The 18,039-nt window shown below is 66.2% G+C and carries 14 protein-coding genes; 8 read left to right on the top strand and 6 right to left on the bottom strand.

All coding sequences use genetic code 11. From position 1 onward, the window contains the following. Positions 1-143 precede the first annotated feature (143 nt). The 5 genes from BVH01_RS18250 (at position 144) to BVH01_RS18230 (ending at position 4,882) form a co-directional block, all read left to right on the top strand. On the top strand, positions 144-812 hold the full coding sequence (locus BVH01_RS18250) for a GntR family transcriptional regulator (protein WP_075931661.1): 669 nt from the start codon (positions 144-146) through the stop codon (positions 810-812). Positions 813-890: 78 nt separating this feature from the next. Continuing rightward, complete coding sequence (locus tag BVH01_RS18245; RefSeq protein ID WP_075931660.1) at positions 891-1,697, top strand: ABC transporter substrate-binding protein; 807 nt, start codon at positions 891-893, stop codon at positions 1,695-1,697. An 11-nt stretch (positions 1,698-1,708) separates the two neighbouring features. Then, entirely contained in the window at positions 1,709-2,479 is a 771-nt protein-coding gene (locus tag BVH01_RS18240; RefSeq protein ID WP_075931659.1) for an amino acid ABC transporter permease, read from the top strand. A gap of 1 nt (position 2,480) precedes the next feature. Further along, positions 2,481-3,278, top strand: coding sequence for an amino acid ABC transporter ATP-binding protein (locus BVH01_RS18235; protein WP_075931658.1), 798 nt, complete (start codon positions 2,481-2,483; stop codon positions 3,276-3,278). Further along, on the top strand, positions 3,272-4,882 hold the full coding sequence (locus tag BVH01_RS18230; protein WP_075931657.1) for a gamma-glutamyltransferase family protein: 1,611 nt from the start codon (positions 3,272-3,274) through the stop codon (positions 4,880-4,882). The genes BVH01_RS18235 and BVH01_RS18230 overlap by 7 nt, the downstream gene beginning before the upstream one ends. Positions 4,883-5,323: 441 nt before the next feature. Here the strand turns inward: BVH01_RS18230 and BVH01_RS18225 are convergent, their stop codons facing one another. The 4 genes from BVH01_RS18225 to BVH01_RS18210 are packed head-to-tail and all read right to left on the bottom strand — an operon-like array spanning position 5,324 to position 12,584. Continuing rightward, positions 5,324-6,832, bottom strand: coding sequence for an MFS transporter (locus BVH01_RS18225; protein WP_075931656.1), 1,509 nt, complete (start codon positions 6,830-6,832; stop codon positions 5,324-5,326). Between the two features lie 2 nt (positions 6,833-6,834). Continuing rightward, entirely contained in the window at positions 6,835-8,286 is a 1,452-nt protein-coding gene (locus tag BVH01_RS18220; protein ID WP_075931655.1) for an efflux transporter outer membrane subunit, read from the bottom strand. 2 nt (positions 8,287-8,288) lie between these two features. After that, on the bottom strand, positions 8,289-11,429 hold the full coding sequence (locus BVH01_RS18215) for an efflux RND transporter permease subunit (RefSeq protein WP_075931654.1): 3,141 nt from the start codon (positions 11,427-11,429) through the stop codon (positions 8,289-8,291). Positions 11,430-11,444: 15 nt separating this feature from the next. Next, complete coding sequence (locus BVH01_RS18210; RefSeq protein ID WP_075931653.1) at positions 11,445-12,584, bottom strand: efflux RND transporter periplasmic adaptor subunit; 1,140 nt, start codon at positions 12,582-12,584, stop codon at positions 11,445-11,447. A 137-nt stretch (positions 12,585-12,721) separates the two neighbouring features. Here BVH01_RS18210 and BVH01_RS18205 point away from each other — a divergent pair, with 137 nt between their 5' ends. Beyond that, positions 12,722-13,456: a response regulator gene (locus BVH01_RS18205; RefSeq protein WP_075931687.1), complete on the top strand. Its 735-nt coding sequence runs from the start codon at positions 12,722-12,724 to the stop codon at positions 13,454-13,456. Beyond that, the gene (locus BVH01_RS18200; protein ID WP_075931652.1) at positions 13,453-14,514 is read left to right on the top strand and encodes an ATP-binding protein; all 1,062 of its coding nucleotides are present in this window, start codon (positions 13,453-13,455) and stop codon (positions 14,512-14,514) included. Before BVH01_RS18205 ends, BVH01_RS18200 begins: the two co-directional genes overlap by 4 nt. Here BVH01_RS18200 and BVH01_RS18195 read toward each other — a convergent pair. After that, positions 14,511-15,716, bottom strand: a complete 1,206-nt coding sequence (locus BVH01_RS18195) for an HD-GYP domain-containing protein (protein ID WP_075931651.1) — start codon at positions 15,714-15,716, stop codon at positions 14,511-14,513. The two genes, BVH01_RS18200 and BVH01_RS18195, sit on opposite strands and share 4 nt — an antisense overlap. 147 nt (positions 15,717-15,863) lie before the next feature. On the opposite strand from BVH01_RS18195, the gene BVH01_RS18190 reads away from it, so the two are divergent. Then, positions 15,864-16,088 carry a hypothetical protein gene (locus BVH01_RS18190; RefSeq protein WP_075931650.1) on the top strand — a complete coding sequence of 75 codons (225 nt, stop codon included), beginning with the start codon at positions 15,864-15,866 and terminating at the stop codon, positions 16,086-16,088. A gap of 456 nt (positions 16,089-16,544) precedes the next feature. Here the strand turns inward: BVH01_RS18190 and amn are convergent, their stop codons facing one another. Continuing rightward, a complete protein-coding gene (amn, locus tag BVH01_RS18185; protein WP_075931649.1) occupies positions 16,545-18,020 on the bottom strand; it encodes an AMP nucleosidase in 1,476 nt (491 codons plus the stop codon). Positions 18,021-18,039 lie beyond the last annotated feature (19 nt).

Raw genomic sequence — 18,039 nt, 5'->3', positions numbered from 1 at the left:
CGCTTGGCCATGAGCAAGGCGCTGCGGGGCCGCGTCGCTAACATCCTGTTAAACCTCCCAAAAATCCCAGTACCGAATACTGGCCCGCTCTTTGCAAAATTGGCTAAACGGATAATTGGATACATTTATTCAGGATGGCCAACATGCTCACCGCCCCGCTCTACGCCCAGCGCCAACCCGTGACCGCCGAGGAAGAGGCCTACAACTTTCTGCTCGCGGCGATTTGTGCCGGGCGTTACCGCAAGGGCGACCGCCTGGTGGCCGAGGACATCGCCGCCGAAATCGGCACCAGCCGCATGCCCGTGCGCGAAGCTTTCCGCCGCCTCGATGCCCAGGGCCTGGTGACCTTGCGCCCCAATCGCGGGGCGGTGGTCAGCGGCCTGGACATCGAGGAGATGCGCGAAGTCTTCGAAATGCGCAGCGCCCTTGAGGGCCTGGCGATTCGCGTCGCGGCGAGCAAGGTGACCGAGCGCCATCTGACCTTGTTGGAGCGGCTGCTCGACGACATGGACGAGTGCCGCGACGACACCGCCCAGTGGGTGGTGCGCCACCGCATCTTCCACGAATACCTGTGCAGCATCAGCGAGCGCCCGCGGCTGATGAAGCAGATCGTCGCGCTCTACTCGCTGATCGAGGCGCCGATGCGCCTGTGGCTCGAACACGGCGAGAAACCGCTCAGCGGCCGCGAAGAGCACGCACAAATCCTGGCCGCCCTGCGCACCCGTGACGCCGACCTGGCCGAACGGGTGATTCGCGAGCACATCGAGGGCACCTTGCCGGCCCTGACGCTGTTCCTGCAAACCGAACAATAACAACTGGACGACCGCCGACGGTCGCCTCTGATTCCACTTCACTGCTGCCCTTTCGATCACAGCAAACGGAGTACCACCATGCGCCTTCCATGCTCTCTCGTCGCCGTCGTTTCCCTGGGTCTGGCCGCTTCGCTGGCCTCGGCCGCCCCCGCCGTTCCGGACCGCCTCAAGGATGTCAGCAAGCTGACCTACTGCTCGGGTATGGACTCGCCGCCACTGGTGTCCTTCGATGCCGCGCAGAAGCCGACCGGCCTGGCCATCGACCTGGGCATGGAAATCGCCAAGCGCCTGGGCGACAAGCAGGTGTCCTGGCGCGTCACCCCGTTCTCCGGGCTGGTGCCGGCGCTGCTCGCCAGCCAGTGCGACCTGATCGTCGACCAGTTGTTCGACAAGCCCGAACGCCGCGAGGTGATCGACATCGTCAACTACATGTACTCCAGTCAGTCGGTCGTCGTGCCCAAGGGCAACCCCAAGAGCATCCAGGCCCTCGATGACCTGTCCGGCAAAAAGATCGCCGTGCTCAACGGCTCGACCATCAAGACCCTGCTCGACGCCGAGAACGCCAAGCTGGCAGACGCCGGCAAAGCGCCGATGAAGCTGGTGGTCTACAACGCCGACACCGACGCCTTCCAGGCGCTGCGCATCAATCAGGTCGATGCCTACGGCACCACGGTGGAAACCGCCGGCTACTACGCAGCCATGGCGCCGGACCTGTTCCAGGAAGGCGTGCCGGCGTTCGGTCGCATCCTCACCGGCATCGGCGTGCGCAAGGATGACCAGCAGCTATCCGCCGCCGTGCAGCAGATCATCGACGACATGCGCGCCGACGGCAGCTACACCGCGCTGCTCGCCAAATGGCACGTCGCCAGCGACAAGCTGGACTGAGGGCCGGGGCGATGAACTTCAACTGGGACATCTTCTGGCAGTACCTGCTGCAGCCCAGCGACGTGTATCTGCGCGCGCTGTGGCTGACCTGCGTGATCGCCGTGCTGTCCATGGCGCTGGGCTGCGTACTGGGCCTGATCGCGGCGCTGATGCGCCTGTCCAGCAACCCGCTGCTGCAGGCGCCGGTGCGCTTATACGTGTGGCTGATGCGCGGCACGCCGCTGTTGGTGCAGATCGTTTTTCTGTACACGGCGCTGGCGGCGGGCGGCATCTTCCGCTTCGAGGACCTGGACCTGGGCTGGGTGGTGATTCCGGGCAACCTGCAGGCGGCGATCATCGCCCTTGGCCTCAACGAAGGCGCCTACATGGCCGAGATCATGCGCGCCGGCATCGCCGCGGTGGACAAGGGTCAATACGAGGCCGGCCGCTCGCTGGGCATGACCTTCGGCAAGCTGATGCGCCGCATCGTGCTGCCCCAGGCCTTTCGCATCATCGTGCCGCCGCTGGGCAACGAGTTCAACGTGATGCTCAAGAACACCACCCTGGTCAGCGTGATCGGCGTGCAGGAGCTGCTGCTCAGCACTCAGATGATCACCTCGGCGACCTTCCGGGTATTCGAGTTGTATCTGGTGGTGGCGATCTACTTCCTGTTGCTGACCACCCTCTGGGGTTTCTTCCAGAGCTGGCTGGAACGGCGCTTCGGGCAGGCCGACCGGCGCCCGGCCACGGCGTCCAGGCGGCTGTTCGGCAGCTACACGGCAAAACTGTTGAGGGGGCGTTGAGATGCACAGCAGCAATCAGGACCTGGTCATCGAAGCGCTGGACATTCACAAGGCCTACGGCGACCTGCAGATCCTCAAGGGCGTGTCGCTGCAGGTCAAGCGTGGCGAAGTGGTGGTGCTGATCGGCGCCTCGGGCTCGGGTAAAACCACCTTCATCCGCTGCATCAACCTGCTCGAGGAGATCGAAAGCGGGCGCATCCGCGTCAACGGTCAGCCCATGGGCTACCGCGAGCGCCCTGACGGCTCGCTGGTGCGCGACAGCGAGCGCAACATCGCCCGCCAGCGCCGCGGCATCGGCATGGTGTTCCAGCGCTTCAACCTGTTCCCGCACATGACCGCCCTGCAGAACATCATCGAAGCGCCGATCCAGGTGCTCGGCATCAGCAAGGCAGAGGCCCTCGAGCACGCCCGCCAGTTGCTCAAGCAGGTCGGTCTGGCCGACAAGGCAGACCACTATCCGTCGATGCTTTCCGGTGGCCAGCAACAGCGCGTGGCCATCGCTCGCGCCCTGGCTATGAAGCCCCAGGCCATGCTGTTCGACGAGCCGACCAGCGCCCTGGACCCGGAAACCGTCGGCGAAGTGCTGCAGGTGATGAAACAATTGGCCGAACAGGGCATGACCATGGTGGTGGTCACCCACGAGATGGGCTTCGCCCGGGAAGTGGCCGATCGCGTGGTAGTACTCGACCAGGGTGAACTGATCGAACAGGGCCCGCCCGAACAGATTTTCAGCGCACCCAGCCACCCGCGTACGCGGGCATTCCTGAGTCGCGTATTGCCGGAGGTAACCGCATGCTGAGTTTTTCCGCACACCGCTATCCCTATGCCTCGCAGCGCCAGAGCGTGTTCGCCCGGCGCGGCATGGTCGCGGCTTCGCAACCCCTGGCCGCCGAGGCCGGCATCGACATCATGCGCCGTGGCGGCAACGCCATCGATGCAGCCATTGCCACCGCCGCCGCCCTGACGGTGGTCGAACCCACCGGCTGCGGCATCGGCGGCGACGCCTTCGCCCTGGTCTGGGTCAAGGGCCAGTTGCATGGCCTGGACGCCAGCGGCCACGCCCCCGCCGCGCTGAACATCGACGCCGTGCAGGCCGCCGGCCACGCACAGATGCCCACCTACGGCTGGACGCCGGTCACCGTGCCCGGCTGCCCCTCGGCCTGGGCCGAACTGTCGCGGCGCTTCGGCCGGCTGCCGTTCGCCGAATTGCTGGCGCCGGCGATCAGCCTGGCCGCCGATGGCTTTCCGCTGTCGCCGGTGGTCGCCCACCAGTGGCAGGTCGCCCTCGACGAATTTTCCGCCCATCGTGAGCCGGCACTGCAAGGCTGGTTCGACACCTTTCTGATCGATGGCCGCGCGCCGCAAGCCGGTGAGTTGTTCCGCAACCCAGCCCAGGCGCGCACCCTGCAGGCACTGGCCGACAGCGAGTGCGAGAGCTTCTACCGAGGCGCGATCGCCGAGCGTATCGACCAGGCCTCGCGCGCCGCCGGCGGCTACCTGCGCCTGGCTGACCTGCAGGCCTACAAGCCGCGCTGGGTCGAGCCCATCGGCATCAACTACCGCGGCTACGACGTGTGGGAAATCCCGCCGAGCGGCCAGGGTCTTGTCGCCCTGATGACCCTGCAGATTCTTCAAGGCTTCGAATTCGATCACCGCGACAGCCTGCAGACCTGGCACCGTCAGATCGAAGCGCTGAAGCTGGCCTACAGCGACGGCCTGCACCACATCACCGACCCCGAGCACATGCGCGTCGCCGTGGCCGATCTGCTCAGCCCCGGCTACACCGAGCGCCGCCGCGAGCTGATCGGCGAGCGCGCCTTGCAACCGCAAGCCGGCGACCCGCACGCCAGCGGCACCGTGTACCTGGCCACTGCCGATGGCGAAGGCAACATGGTGTCGTTCATCCAGAGCAACTACCACGGTTTCGGCTCCGGCGTGGTGGTGCCGGACACGGGTATTTCCCTGCAGAACCGTGGGCAGGAATTCAGCCTGGATGCCAACCATGCCAATGCCCTGGCCGCCGGCAAGAAGACCTTCCACACCATCATCCCCGGGTTCCTCAGCAAGGACGGCCACGCGGTCGCGCCGTTCGGCGTGATGGGCGGCTACATGCAGCCCCAGGGCCATGTGCAGATGGTGATGAACCTGGTCGATTTCGGCCTCAACCCGCAAGCGGCGCTCGACGCACCGCGTTGGCAGTGGATGGGCGACAGGAAGGTCGGCATCGAACAGGCCGCCTCGCGCGACCTGGCCGCCGCCCTGGCGCGCCTGGGTCACGACGTCAGCGTGGCCTGCGACTCCACCGATTACGGCCGCGGGCAGATCATCGTGCGAGACCCGCAAACCGGCGTATTGTGTGGCGGCACCGAGCCCCGCGCGGACTCCCATATCGCGGTGTGGTGACGCCGCTCGCCAAAGAGCCGGGCCGCCGCAATGGCGGCCCGCTTTTTAGAATCTGTTCACGAGGCTCGGACTTGGCGCTTTGACTGCAAAGTGGCGGAAGCGGACATTTGTAGGGTGGACGACGCGTCATCCGTCCACCGCTTCGTGATCGCAACGGCGGATGAAAAGAGCGTCATCCACCCTACGTGGCTGCAAAGTGGCGGGAGCGGCCGTTATCCGATCCATTGTGGGAGCCGCGACCTCGCGGCGAATCGCTCAGGCACCGCCGAAATAGGCAGTCAGGCTGCAATCGTTTCGCCCCGAGGTCGGGGCTCCCACAGGTTGGTTTGAGTGTCTGCTCCTGCCTTGCAGCAGCCTCTTTCATGTCGCCCAAGAGGATCGCGAACAGCCCTTCAGGTCTGAATAAAACGACTCGCAGCGCAGATACTTTTCCTAAAGAGGCTAGTGGACGCTTTGCCCGCGCTGCGCGCTGAACAACCTGAACACCACAATGGCCAACACACCGACCACCACGGCCGCGGTGCACAGCAACACCGAATGGGTACTGGAGAACGCCGCCTTGGCCGCCGCGATCACCGCACTGCCCTGCTCGGCCGGCAACTCGGCTGCCACCAGGTAGCTGTCACCGATCGAGCGTGCTGCCCGCTCGGCCAGCGGCGCCGCCAGCTGCGCCGGCAAAGCGATGGTGTGGCCGTAAACGCTGGCCATGAACACCCCAAAGAAAGTGATTCCCAGCCCGGTGCCCAACTCGTAGGCGGTCGCCTCCAGAGCGCCCGCGGCGCCGCCCTTGCTGGCCTCCACCGCGCCCATGATGGCGATCGAAGAAGCGGTCAGGCCGATGCTCAGTGCCAGCCCCAGCACAGCGAGCATGAGCGGTACGCCCAGGCCCGGCTCATGCAAATCGGCGAAGGCCACGTAGCCCAGCGCCCCGGCGGAAGCCGCCAGCGACAGGCTGGCCACCAGGCGCAGGCCAAAGCGATTGGACAGGTAGCCGGCCAGCGGACCACCGACCGCCGCCGCGGTCATGATCGGAATCATGAAAATGCCCGCCTGCAGCGGCGACTTGTCGAGCACGTACTGCAGCTCCATCGCCAGGGTCAGCTCCACGCCAGCTAGGGCACCGATGGCGACCACCGCCATGATCAACCCGGCCAGCAGCACCGGCCGCGCGAACAGCGAAAGGTCGAGCATCGGCTCGGCCGAGCGCAGTTGCTGGCGAGCGAACAACGCCAGCAACGCCAGGCCCACGATCAGTACCAACAGCGCGATTGGCAGCGCCTGGGTGCCGCCGACGCCGGCCTTGATCCCGTAGACCACGGCGATGATGCCGGCGATCAGGATCAGCGCCTGACCGATGGCCCACCTGCCCGGCGTGGTTTGCTCGACGCGCGGTAGCAACGCGAAGGCCACCGGAATCACCACCGCCATCACCGGCACGTTGATCAGGAACACCGAGCCCCACCAGAAATGTTCGAGCAGCGCGCCACCGATCAGTGGGCCGACTGCCGCCCCAGCGGCGCCGACGGTGCCCCACAAGCCAAGGGCCATGGCTCGTTCGCGCTCGTCCTCGAAGGTACGGCGGATGATCCCCAGCACGCAGGGCATGATCATCGCACCGCCGAGCGCCAGCAGCACCCGAGCGCCGATCAGCAGGGCCGGCGTGGGCGCGAACGCGGCCAGCAGCGAGGCCAGCCCGAACACGCAGAGGCCGCACAGCAGGATGCGACGGTTGCCCATCCGGTCGGCCAGGGTGCCCATTGGCACCAGCAAGCCGGCCATCAGCAGTGGGTAGATATCGATGATCCACAGGATCTCGGTGCTCGAAGCGCCGAGCGCCTGGGTCAGCGACGGCACCGCGATGTGCAGGATGGTCATGTCGATGACGATCGGCATGAAGGCCAGCATCACCGCGACGAGGATCAACCAACGGGTAGGTACGGCACGCCACATGACTAGGGTTCTCGATGAGCAGGGTCGGCGGTGCCGCTGGCCGCCGTGATGATGGTGCGCTCGCGCAACCCACCGCCGAGCGCCTTGTAAAGGGCCACGCTGTTGACGACTGCATCACGGCGCAGTTCCAGCAATGTCTGCTGGGCGCCGTAGAGCTGGCGTTGAGCATCGAGCAGTTCCAGCCGGCCGTCGACCCCAGCCCCGTAACGCAGCGCCGAGAGTGCCACGCGGCGTTGTGCACTTGCCACCACGCGGGTCTGCGCCTCGATCTGCCCGTCCAGGGTGGCCACGCCGGCCAGTGCGTCGGCCACTTCGCGAAAGGCGATCTGGATGGCGCGCTCGTACTGAACCACCGCCTCGGATTTACGCACCTCTGCCAGGCGCAGCTCGGCGCGCAGTCGCCCGGCCTGGAACAATGGCTGGGAGATCTGCGGGGTGAAGCGCCACACCTGGCGGCTCGGGTCGAACAGGCTGCCCAGCGAGGTGCTGGCATAACCGAACGAGGCGGTCAGCGACACCTGGGGAAAGAACGCAGCCCGCGCTGCGCCGATATCGGCATTGGCGGCGCTGAGGGTCTGTTCGGCCTGGCGAATGTCCGGGCGCAGCAGCAGCATGTCCGCACGCAGGCCAGCCGGCAAAAGCGCCACCAGCGGCTGCCGTTCGAGCATACGAGCGGCCGGCAGGTCAGCGGGCAGTGCCTCGCCAACCAGCAACTGCAGCGCATTACCCGCCAGGGCGGACGCCCGCTGACGCGCCTGCAGATCGGCCTCGGCACTGGCCACTTGGCCTTCGGCCTGGGCGACATCCAGGCCACCGTTCTGCTTGGCGTCCTGCAGCAGACGCGCGAGCTTCAGGGACTGCTGCCAATCCTTGAGGGTGCGCTCGGCCAACAGGCGTTGCTCGTCGGCCAGCTGGCGGGCGAAGTAGGCGTCGGCAACCGCCCCGATCAGGGCAATGTGCGCCGCGTCGCGGCCCTGCTCGCTGGCCAGGTAACGGGCCAACGCCGCATCGGACAGTGAGCGCACGCGGCCGAACAGATCCAGCTCGAATGCGCTTACGCCAACGTTCACCGCCACCTGGTTGCTCACCTCTCGGCGCGATTCACCGCTGTTGTCCTGCGCCAGTGACCGTTCACGAGTGTGGCTGGCATCCAGCGACACCGACGGCAAGCGCGTGGACTGCTGGATATTGAACATCGACCGCGTGGCATCGACGTTCAACGCCGCCAGGCGCAGATCGCGATTGTGCGCCAGGGCCAACTCGATCAGCCGTTGCAACTGCGGGTCGGCGAACATCGTGCGCCAGCCCATCTCATGAGCGGGCACCATGCCGCCTTGCACGGCACCGACCTCCGCAAAGCGAGCCGGCACCGGCGGCGCCGGGCGCTCCAGCTCCGGCGCCATCGAACAGGCCGACAGGCTGCCGAGCAAAACGATCATCACCAACCAACGCATGCTCATTTCTCCTCACCAGGCTGCGGCACATCGGCGGCACGCCGTGCGCGCCAACCCAGGACGCGCTCCTGCAGCCCCATCACGAACACGAAAAACGACGGCACGAAGAACACCGCCAGCAAGGTGCCGCTGAGCATGCCGCCGAATACCCCGGTGCCGATGGCGTGCTGGGTTTCGGCGCTGGCGCCGGCGGCGAGCATCAACGGCACCACACCCAGCGTGAAGGCCAGCGAGGTCATCAGGATCGGCCGCAGGCGCAGGCGCGCGGCGGTCACCGCGGCATCCACCAGCGAGCGCCCCTCGGCGTGCAGTTGGCGGGCGAACTCGACGATCAGGATGGCGTTCTTCGCCGACAGGCCGATGATGGTGATCATCCCCACCTTGAAGAACACGTCGTTTGGCAAGCCCCGTAGCATCACCGCAGCCACCGCGCCGAGCAGACCGAGAGGCACCACCAGCATCACCGACAGCGGGATCGACCAGCTCTCGTACAGCGCCGCCAGCACCAGAAACACCACCAACCCCGAGAGCACCATGAGCATCGGTGCCTGAGCCGCCGACTGGCGCTCCTGCAGCGACTGGCCGGTCCAGGCCACCGCATAGCCTTGCGGCAACTGAACGACCAGGCGCTCCATCTCGGCCATCGCCGCGCCGCTGGAAACGCCGGGGGCCGCGCCGCCGGAGATGCGTACCGCCGGGAAGCCCTGGAAGCGCATCATCTGCTGCGGTGACTCGCTCCACACCGGCGTCACCACTTCGCGCAGCGGCACCATGCCGCCGCCGGTGTTGCGCACGCGCAGATTGAGCACATCGTCGAGCTGCATGCGTGCTGGGGCGTCGGCCTGCAAGATCACCTGCTGCATGCGCCCGGCATTGGGAAAGTCGTTGACGTACAGCGACCCCATGGCCGCGGACAGCGTGCTGCTCACCGCCGAGAACGAAAGGCCCATGGCCTCGGCCTTCTGGCGGTCGATGTTCAGGCGAATGCTCTCGCCTGGCGGCAGGCCATCGGGATACACATCACTGACGATCTTGCTCTGCCCGGCCAGCTCCAGCAGCTGCGCCTGGGCCGCCAACAGCTCGGCTTCACCACGGTTGCCGCGATCCTGCAGGAACAGGGTGAAGCCCGAGGAGGTGCCCAGCTCGTCGATGGCCGGCGGCATCAGGCTCATCACCGTGCCCTCGGCGCCGTCGGCCATGGCCGCCTGGGCCAGCTCGGCCTCCTCGGCGGCGGTGGCACCATTGCGCTGGTCCCAGTCCTTGAGCATGGTGAAGGCCATCGCTGCATTGGGGCCGGAACCCGAGAAGCTGAAGCCCTGCACCACCATATTGGCGTCCAGGGCCGAGCGCGTGGCCACATGGGCCTCGAAGCGCTTGACCACATCCAGCGTTCGCTCGCTGGTGGCCCCCGTCGGCAGCTGGATGGAGGTCATGAAATAGCCCTGATCCTCCTCGGGCAGAAAGGACGACGGCAACTGCTGAGCAGCGATGGCCAGTACCCCGCAGAGCAGTGCGAATACCGCCATCATCCGCCCACTACGCCCGACCAGCCGCGTGATGCGCCCGGTGTAACGCTCGGTCAGGCGCTCGAAGCCACGGTTGAAGGCGCCGAAGAAACCGCGTTTCTCATGGTGACCGGCGCCTACCGGGCGCAGCAGCGTGGCGCATAGCGCCGGTGTCAGGGTCAGCGCCAGAAAGGCCGAGAACAGGATCGACACCGCCATCGACAGGGTGAACTGCTGGTAGATCACCCCCACCGAGCCGCTGCCGAACGCCATGGGGATGAATACCGCGGTGAGCACCAGGGTGATGCCGATCACCGCACCGGTGATTTCCTTCATCGCATGCAGGGTCGCCTCGCGCGGCGACAGGCCACGGGTGGCCATCAGCCGCTCGACGTTCTCGACCACCACGATGGCGTCATCGACGATGATGCCGATGGCCAGCACCATGCCGAACATGGTCAGCGAGTTGATCGAAAAGCCTGCCAGCAACATCACCGCAAAGGTGCCGAGCAGCGCGATGGGCGCGACGATAGCCGGGATCAGCGTGTAGCGCATGTTCTGCAGGAACAGGAACATAACCAGAAACACCAGCACCATGGCCTCGAGCAGGGTGTAGACGACTTTCTCGATGGACACCTTCACGAACGGCGCGGTATCGAACGGCACCGAGTAGCTCATGCCACTGGGCATACTTGCCGCCAGTTCGGCCAGCCGATCGCGCACTCCTTGCGCGGTGCGCACCGCGTTGGCACCGGGCGACAGCTGGATCGCGGCGCTGGTCGCCGACACACCATTCTCGCGATTGGAAAAGCCGTAGGACTGCGCGCCGAGTTCGACCCGGGCCACATCGCCAATGGTCACCCGCGCGCCATCAGTGGTGGCGCGCAGAACCACGGCGGCGAACTGCTCCGGAGTCTCCAACTGGCCCTGCACCGTCAGCGGCACGGTCAGCCGCTGGCCCGGCAGCGCCGGCTCGTCACCGATCCGACCCGGGGCGATCTGCGCGTTCTGCCCCTCGATGGCCTGGGCCAGATCGCCCATGGTCAGGCCGAAAGCGGTCAGCTTGCTGGGGTCGACCCAGATGCGCAGCGCCTGCTCGGCGCCGAACAGCTGTACGCGGCCAACGCCGTCGATGCGGCGCAGTTCGGGCACCACGTTGCGCGCCAGATAGTCGTTGAGCGCCACCTCGTCGAACTGGCCATCCGGTGAAGTCATGCCGATCATCATCAGAAAGCCCGACGCCGCGGACTCCACCTGCAGGCCGCTCTGGCGCACCACTTGGGGCAGGCGCGGCTCGACCGCCTTGATGCGGTTCTGTACGTCCACCTGAGCCAGCTCGGGGTCAGTGCCCGGCTTGAAGGTGGCGGTGATCTGCGCAGTACCCGAGGTATCCACCGAGGATTCGAAGTACAACAGGTTCTTGACGCCGGACAGCTCGCGCTCGACCAGACTGACCACCGAATCATCGAGGGTCTGCGGTGTGGCGCCCGGGTAGCTGGCGTACAACGTTACCGAGGGCGGCGCCACCGACGGATAACGGGCAATCGGCAACTGCGGGATGGCGATGACGCCGGCCAGCACGATGAACAGGGCGATCACCCAGGCGAACACCGGGCGATTGATGAAGAATTGCGGCATGGGAAATTCTCCTGATCAGCGCGCAGACGAGCCGGCCAGCTCGCCTGCTGGCCACAAGCGCGCCTTGACGGGCGCGCCCTCGGCGAGGCGATCGAGACCTTCGATCACCACCCGTTGGCCTGCGCTGAGGCCGCTGACGATGCGGTAGCGACGCGCCACCAGTTCGCCCAGCTCGACCGGCACACGCTGCACTTGCTCGCCTTCGCCAAGCACCCATACGCTGGCCTGGCCGCCACGGCGCACCACGGCTTCTTGCGGCACACTCAAGGCATCGGCGAAGTGCGCCCGTAGCACCCGCGCCAGCACGTACATGCCGGGCAACAACTGGCGGGTGTGGTTATCGACCTGAATACGCAGCAGCACGTTGCCGGTACCGGCATCCACGCTGATCCCGGAAAACAGGATCTTTCCGCTCAGCCCGTAGGCCTTGCCGCTGCTGTCCAGCACCTCGGCCGGCACGCCGTCGGTGCTGGGGCCCAGGGCATTGCGCCAGCGTTCCAGGCTGGTGGCGGACTCACGCACGTCGACATACACCTGGTCGATCTGCTGGACGGTGGCCATCGGCGTCGCATCGCTGCTCGCCACCAGCGCGCCTTCGGAGACCTGCGCCTGGTCGACGCGGCCGGCAATCGGTGCGCTGACGGTGGCGAACTTCAGGTCCAGGCGCTTGCGCGCCAGCACCGCTTCGGCCTGGGCCACATCGGCAACGGCCTGCTCGCGCTGGGAAACGGCGTCGTCATAGACCTGCTGGCTGACCGCTTCGGCACTGACCAGCGGCTGCAGGCGCTCGGCCTGAATGCGCGCACGCGCCAGCACCGCCTGGGCGCGTTTGAGGGCGGCCGCCGCGGTTTGTACCTCGGCCCCGAACGGTGCCGCATCGATCTGGAACAGCGCAGCGCCGGCCTTGACGTCGGCGCCCTGCTCGAACAGTCGGTGCTGCACGATGCCGCTGACCTGCGGGCGAATTTCCGCGGTTCTGAGGGCGGCGACACGCCCCGGCAGATCTTCGCTGACATCCAGGGGCTGCGCCGTCAGCGTCATTACCGACACCTGCACGGGCACCGGTTGCGCCTCCTGTTCCACCGAGTCGCAACCGCCCAGTAGCAGGGCGCACAGGCTGAGCCCGATGACGTACCGCCCTTTTTGACTTCCCATAACCGTGCCGACCTCCCAGATGATTCTTGGTCCTGCGCACGTGGCGCAGCATCAGCAAGCGAGTGTCGTTGCAAACAATCGGGATTGATTCGAGCTTTTGTGGAGATAATGTGGAGACAGCCAAAAAGGTGAAGCTCATGACGTTGCCGCCACCCGAAACCACCGCCGCGCCCCGCCAGGACGCCCTGATCCTGATCGCCGAGGACGAAAGCGAGATCGCCGAGATCCTCGCCGCTTACTTGCAGCGCGGCGGCTTGCGCACCGTGCATGCTCGCGACGGTCAGGAGGCCCTGGTCCTCCACCAGGCGCTCAAGCCCGACCTGGTATTGCTCGACGTACAGATGCCGCGCATGGATGGCTGGCAGGTACTGGCCGAGATCCGCCACCGTGGCGACACGCCGGTGATCATGCTCACCGCCCTGGATCAGGACATCGACAAGCTGATGGGCCTGCGCATCGGCGCAGACGACTATGTGGTCAAGCCCTTCAACCCCGCCGAGGTGGTGGCTCGGGTCAGTGCCGTGCTGCGCCGCGCCAAGACCGCCGGCGCAGCGGGCAATAAGTTGTTGCGCGTCGGCCAGTTCCAGGTCGACCTGGATAACCACGAAGCCACGGTGATCATCGAAGACCGGCAGCACGCCCTCGATCTGACCCTCACCGAATTCAAGATCCTGGTGACCCTGATGCGCGCGCCCAAGCGGGTGTTCAGCCGCGCCGAGCTGCTGGTCGGCTGCCTGCCCGAAGGCGACACCCAGGAGCGCACCGTGGACAGCCACATCAGCAAGCTGCGCCGCAAACTGGAACACCTCCGCATCCAGGGCACGCCGGTCAGCGTGCGTGGCGTCGGCTATCGCTTCGGGAGCGGCTCATGAGTGGCGCGGTAAGCCTGCGTCGGCAGATTCTGCTGTCGCTGAGCATCATGGCGGCAGGCGTGATTCTGCTGTCGATCATCGGCAGCTACGCGTTCTATGCCGTGGCTTCGACCATCGCGCCCGGTAGCATCTCGGAAACCTGGGTGCCTTCGGGCCTCGAGCTGCTGTGGATGGTGGTTACCCTCCTGGCGGCGGTGTGCATTGCCGGCTACGTGGGCATCCGCCTGTCGCGGCGCATTCTCACCCCGCTCAACTCGGTGGCCCACAGCCTGCGGGAAATCGCCCAAGGCAATCTGCAGGCTCGCGCTGCGCCGGACGACCGGGCGCTCGGTGAAACCGGCCAGTTGGTGCGCGACTTCAACGCCATGGCCGAGCGCCTGCAGAACGTGACCCGCGAACAGCAATTCTGGAACGCCGCGGTGGCCCACGAGCTGCGCACACCGGTGACCATCCTGCGCGGGCGCCTGCAAGGCTTGGCCGAAGGCGTGTTCACGCCCAGTACGGAAACCTTCGAGGGGCTGCTGCGTCAGGTCGAAGGGCTTGGCCGGCTGATCGAGGACCTGCGCGTGCTGAGCCTGGGCGACAGCGACCACCTGCAGCTCGACCTCGCAACTACCTGCCCCGCCGAGGGCATCGCGACCACCGTGCAGGCTTTCGCTGGCCGTTTGCAGGCCCGCGGCTTCGAGGTGCAGTTGCAGCTCGATGAGCAAACTTGCGTGGTCTGCGACGAATTTCGTCTGCGCCAGGCGCTGATCGCCCTGCTGGAAAATGCCTTGGGCCATGCCGACCCCGGTGTGCTGCGCATCGACGCTGGGGTGGTGGCTGACAGTTACCGACTCAGCGTCACGGATAACGGCCCGGGCATCGACGCCGAACAGGCCACCCAGGTGTTCGAGGCCTTCCGCCGCGGCGAGCCGTCGCGCTCGCGCAACAGCGGCGGCAGCGGCCTGGGCCTGGCGGTGGTCAGGGCCATCGCCCTGGCCCATGGCGGTCAGGTACGCTGCGAGCGGGCGGGAAGCGGTACGCGGTTCGTCGTGGAGTTGCCGCGAGCTCACTAGCGCCAGAAATCGTCGAGGTTACTGAACCCCCACTCGGACGGATCCTCGCGGCTGACGATGCGATCACTGACGCCCGGCCTGGACAGATCGACCTCCTGCTGAGCGATCGCCGCCTTGCTCTTCGCCGAGAAGAACACCCGCACCACGGGCGTGGTCAGCTTGCCGGGCAACAGGTCGACCACCACGCCAAGCCGGCCGGACTCCAGCCGCACCAGCGAGCCCAGCGGGTAAATGCCCACCGAGCGCACCAGGGCGTGGAACACGTGGGTATCGAAGTGGCCGGTCCATTGCGCCATGCGCGCCAGGGACTCGGCCGGGTTCCAGGCCTGCTTGTACGGCCGGTTGGAAGTGATGGCATCGTACACGTCACACACCGCACCCATGCGCGCCAGCAGGCTGATGGCCTCGCCGGCGAGGCGGCCGGGATAACCGCTGCCATCGTATTTCTCGTGGTGATGCAGGCAAACGTCCAGTGCCGACTCGGGCAGCGAACCGGCTGCCAGCAGCATGGCGTGGCCACGCTCGGGGTGGCTGCGCATGATGGCGAACTCGGCATCGGTGAGGCTGCCGGGCTTGTTGAGCACCTCCAGCGGCATGGCCATCTTGCCAACGTCGTGCAGCAGCCCCGCCAGGCCTGCCTCCCGGGCGCGCTCCTCGTCCAACCCCAGTTGCCGGGCCAGCGACAGCATCAGTGCGCACACGGCCACCGAGTGCATATAGGTGTATTCGTCCTTGTGCTTGAGCCGCGCCAGGCCGAGCAACGCCGAGCTGTTGCGCGCCAACGACTCGCTGATGTCGGCGACCAGCGGCATGCAGCCCTCGACGTTGATGGCATTGCCCAGTCGCGCCTCCTGGAACAGCTCGGTAACGGCCTTCTTGGAGCGATTGATCAGCTTGGTGGCGCGCTGCAGTTCATCGCGCACGCTGCAGCGCGCCACCGGCGCCGTGGCAAGCACCAGCGGCTCGGCAACCGGCACGGCCACCATGGCTGCAGGCACCGGGCCGGATTGGCTGGCGACGTCCAGCCCCTTGCTGGTGTCGATCCATACGCCAGCCACACCGCTCTGGCGAACGCGGGCCAGGTCCTCGGCGTCGTCGATGACGAAGCGGCTTTTCCAGAACGGGTGCGACAGCCAGTTGCCGTCGAAGCCCTGGATGAACATGCCGATGCGAACGGCGTGGGTGGGGATTTTCTTCAGCATGGGCGCCTCGAGAGGACTCAGCTAACACGTCGATACCTGCTCACTAATCTAGCCCATCACTGCGCATTTCAGAATGACAAGATGGCTGGCGCCGTCACCGATTCCGGGTTAGTTTGGCCGCCCCGTTATCCATGACGATTTACTGCCATGCTGCCACGCAAGCTTCACCGCCTGACCATCCTCGGCCTGGTGTTCTTCATCCTCGGCCTGATCGGTGTCGTGTATGCCCTTTACCAGATCTACAGCGGCCCACGCCCGGCTGACCCGGACCTGACCCGCAGCCTGGTGATCGCCGCGGGCATGCAGCTCACTGGCTACATCCTGCTCAACCGCAACCGCTGGCGGATGATGTTCGGCAAACCCCGCAAGTAAACGCCGCGCCGGATTGACCGGGGTGGCTCCCGCCTAAAACCCGTTCGCGATCTTCATGCGCATGACGCGGCAGCTGCAGCTGCAGCTACAAGGCAGGAGCAGCCACTCAAACCAACCTGTGGGAGCCCCGACCTCGGGGCGAAACGATTGCAGCCTGACTGCCTATCGGCGGTGCCTGACTAATTCGCCGCGAGGTCGCGGCTCCCACAAAAACGGACCAAGTTCTTAGAACCTGTTCAAAGTCTTGTATGCGCATGAAGAGGCAACTACAAAGCAGGAGCAGCCGTTCGCCGATTCACTGTGGGAGCGTGCCATGCGCGCGAAAAATCGCAGGCATGAACTGGGCGTCCCCGCCCGCTCCTACAGGCACTGCACCGATGTCCGTTCCGGCCATTTAGCTGCCTAATCGGCGAACATGGGCTGAAAAATCATCGCCAGGTTCGTAGCGCAATGACCTCAGCGGAACGGCGGCTCGTCGAAGCTGCGCAGTTTGCGCGAGTGCAGCGAGTTGAGCTGGCCACGCAATAGATCCAGCGCGGCGATGCCGATGTGCAGGTGCTGGGTCACCGCCCGCTCGTAGAACGCCCCTGCCGCGCCCGGCAGCTTGATCTCGCTGTGTAGCGGTTTGTCCGACACGCACAGCAGGGTGCCGTACGGCACGCGCAGGCGATAACCCTGTGCGGCGATGGTGCCGCTTTCCATGTCTACCGCCACCGCCCGTGACAGGTTGATCAGCGGCCGCTCCTGAGCCCAGCGCAGCTCCCAGTTGCGGTCGTCGTAGGTCAGCACCGTGCCGGTGCGCAGCCGGCGCTTGAGGTCGTCGCCACGCTCGCCGGTAACCTGGGCAGCGGCGTCCTGCAGCGCCTGTTGCACCTCGGCCAGGGCTGGCAGCGGAATGTGCGGCGGCAGCACGCGGTCGAGAATGCCGTCGCGACGCATGTAGGCGTGGGCCAGCACGTAGTCGCCGATGGTCTGCGACTGACGCAGGCCGCCGCAGTGGCCGATCATCAGCCAGCAGTGCGGGCGCAGCACGGCCAGGTGGTCGGTGATGTTCTTGGCGTTGGACGGGCCGACGCCGATGTTGACCAGGGTAATGCCATCGCCGTCCGGCGCCTGCAGGTGATAGGCCGGCATCTGGTAGCGATGCCAGACCACGGTCTCGATGATCGCCTGCATTTCGCCTTCGGGCATGCCGCGCGAGATCACCACGTTGCCCGGCAGCACCATACGCTCGAAGCGCGAGTCGCCATTGAGCATGTCCAGGCCATGGCGGATGAACTGGTCGACATAGCGGTGGTAGTTGGTCAGCAGAATCCACGGCTGCACGTGGCGCCAGTCGCTGCCGGTGTAGTGCACCAGACGGCGCAGGGAGAAATCCACGCGGGCGGCGTCGAACAGTGCCAGGGGCAGCGGGTCGGTGTTTTCCCAGTCGTACAGGCCATCGGCGGTGCCATCGGTGGCGGCCGACAGGTCGGTGCTGGGGAACACCCGCGCCAGCTCGGCAGCGGTCACCCCGGAGCCGGCCAGCTCGTCCCCCTGCTCCACCACGTAGGGATAGGGAATGTACTGCTGGCTGACGCCGACTTCGACGGTCAGGGTGAAGTCGGCCATCAGCGGCTGCAGCTGCTCGAGCAGGTACTTACGAAAGGCCGCCGGATGGGTGATGGTCACGCTGTAGGTGCCGGGCACCTGTACCTTGGCGTAGGCGCGCACGGTGGTCGGCACTTCGCCCTGGCAATCGTAGGTCAGGCGCAGCTCGGGGTAGCGGAACAGCGCCTGCTCGTCGGCATTGGGGCGCACGCGGTCCTTGAGGTAGCGCTTGAGCGCCTGGCTCAGGCCCTCGGTGGCGCGCTGGTGCAGCGCGGCCAGGCGGTCAACGGCTTCTTCTGCTGTGTTGACGACGATAAAAGCGCCGTCTGTAGGAAGGGACATGCACGGTTCCTTATCGTGG

It is taken from the genome of Pseudomonas sp. PA1(2017), assembly GCF_001945375.1.
In the GTDB taxonomy this organism is placed as follows: domain Bacteria; phylum Pseudomonadota; class Gammaproteobacteria; order Pseudomonadales; family Pseudomonadaceae; genus Aquipseudomonas.
This window is presented reverse-complemented; position numbering and strand designations above follow the sequence as displayed.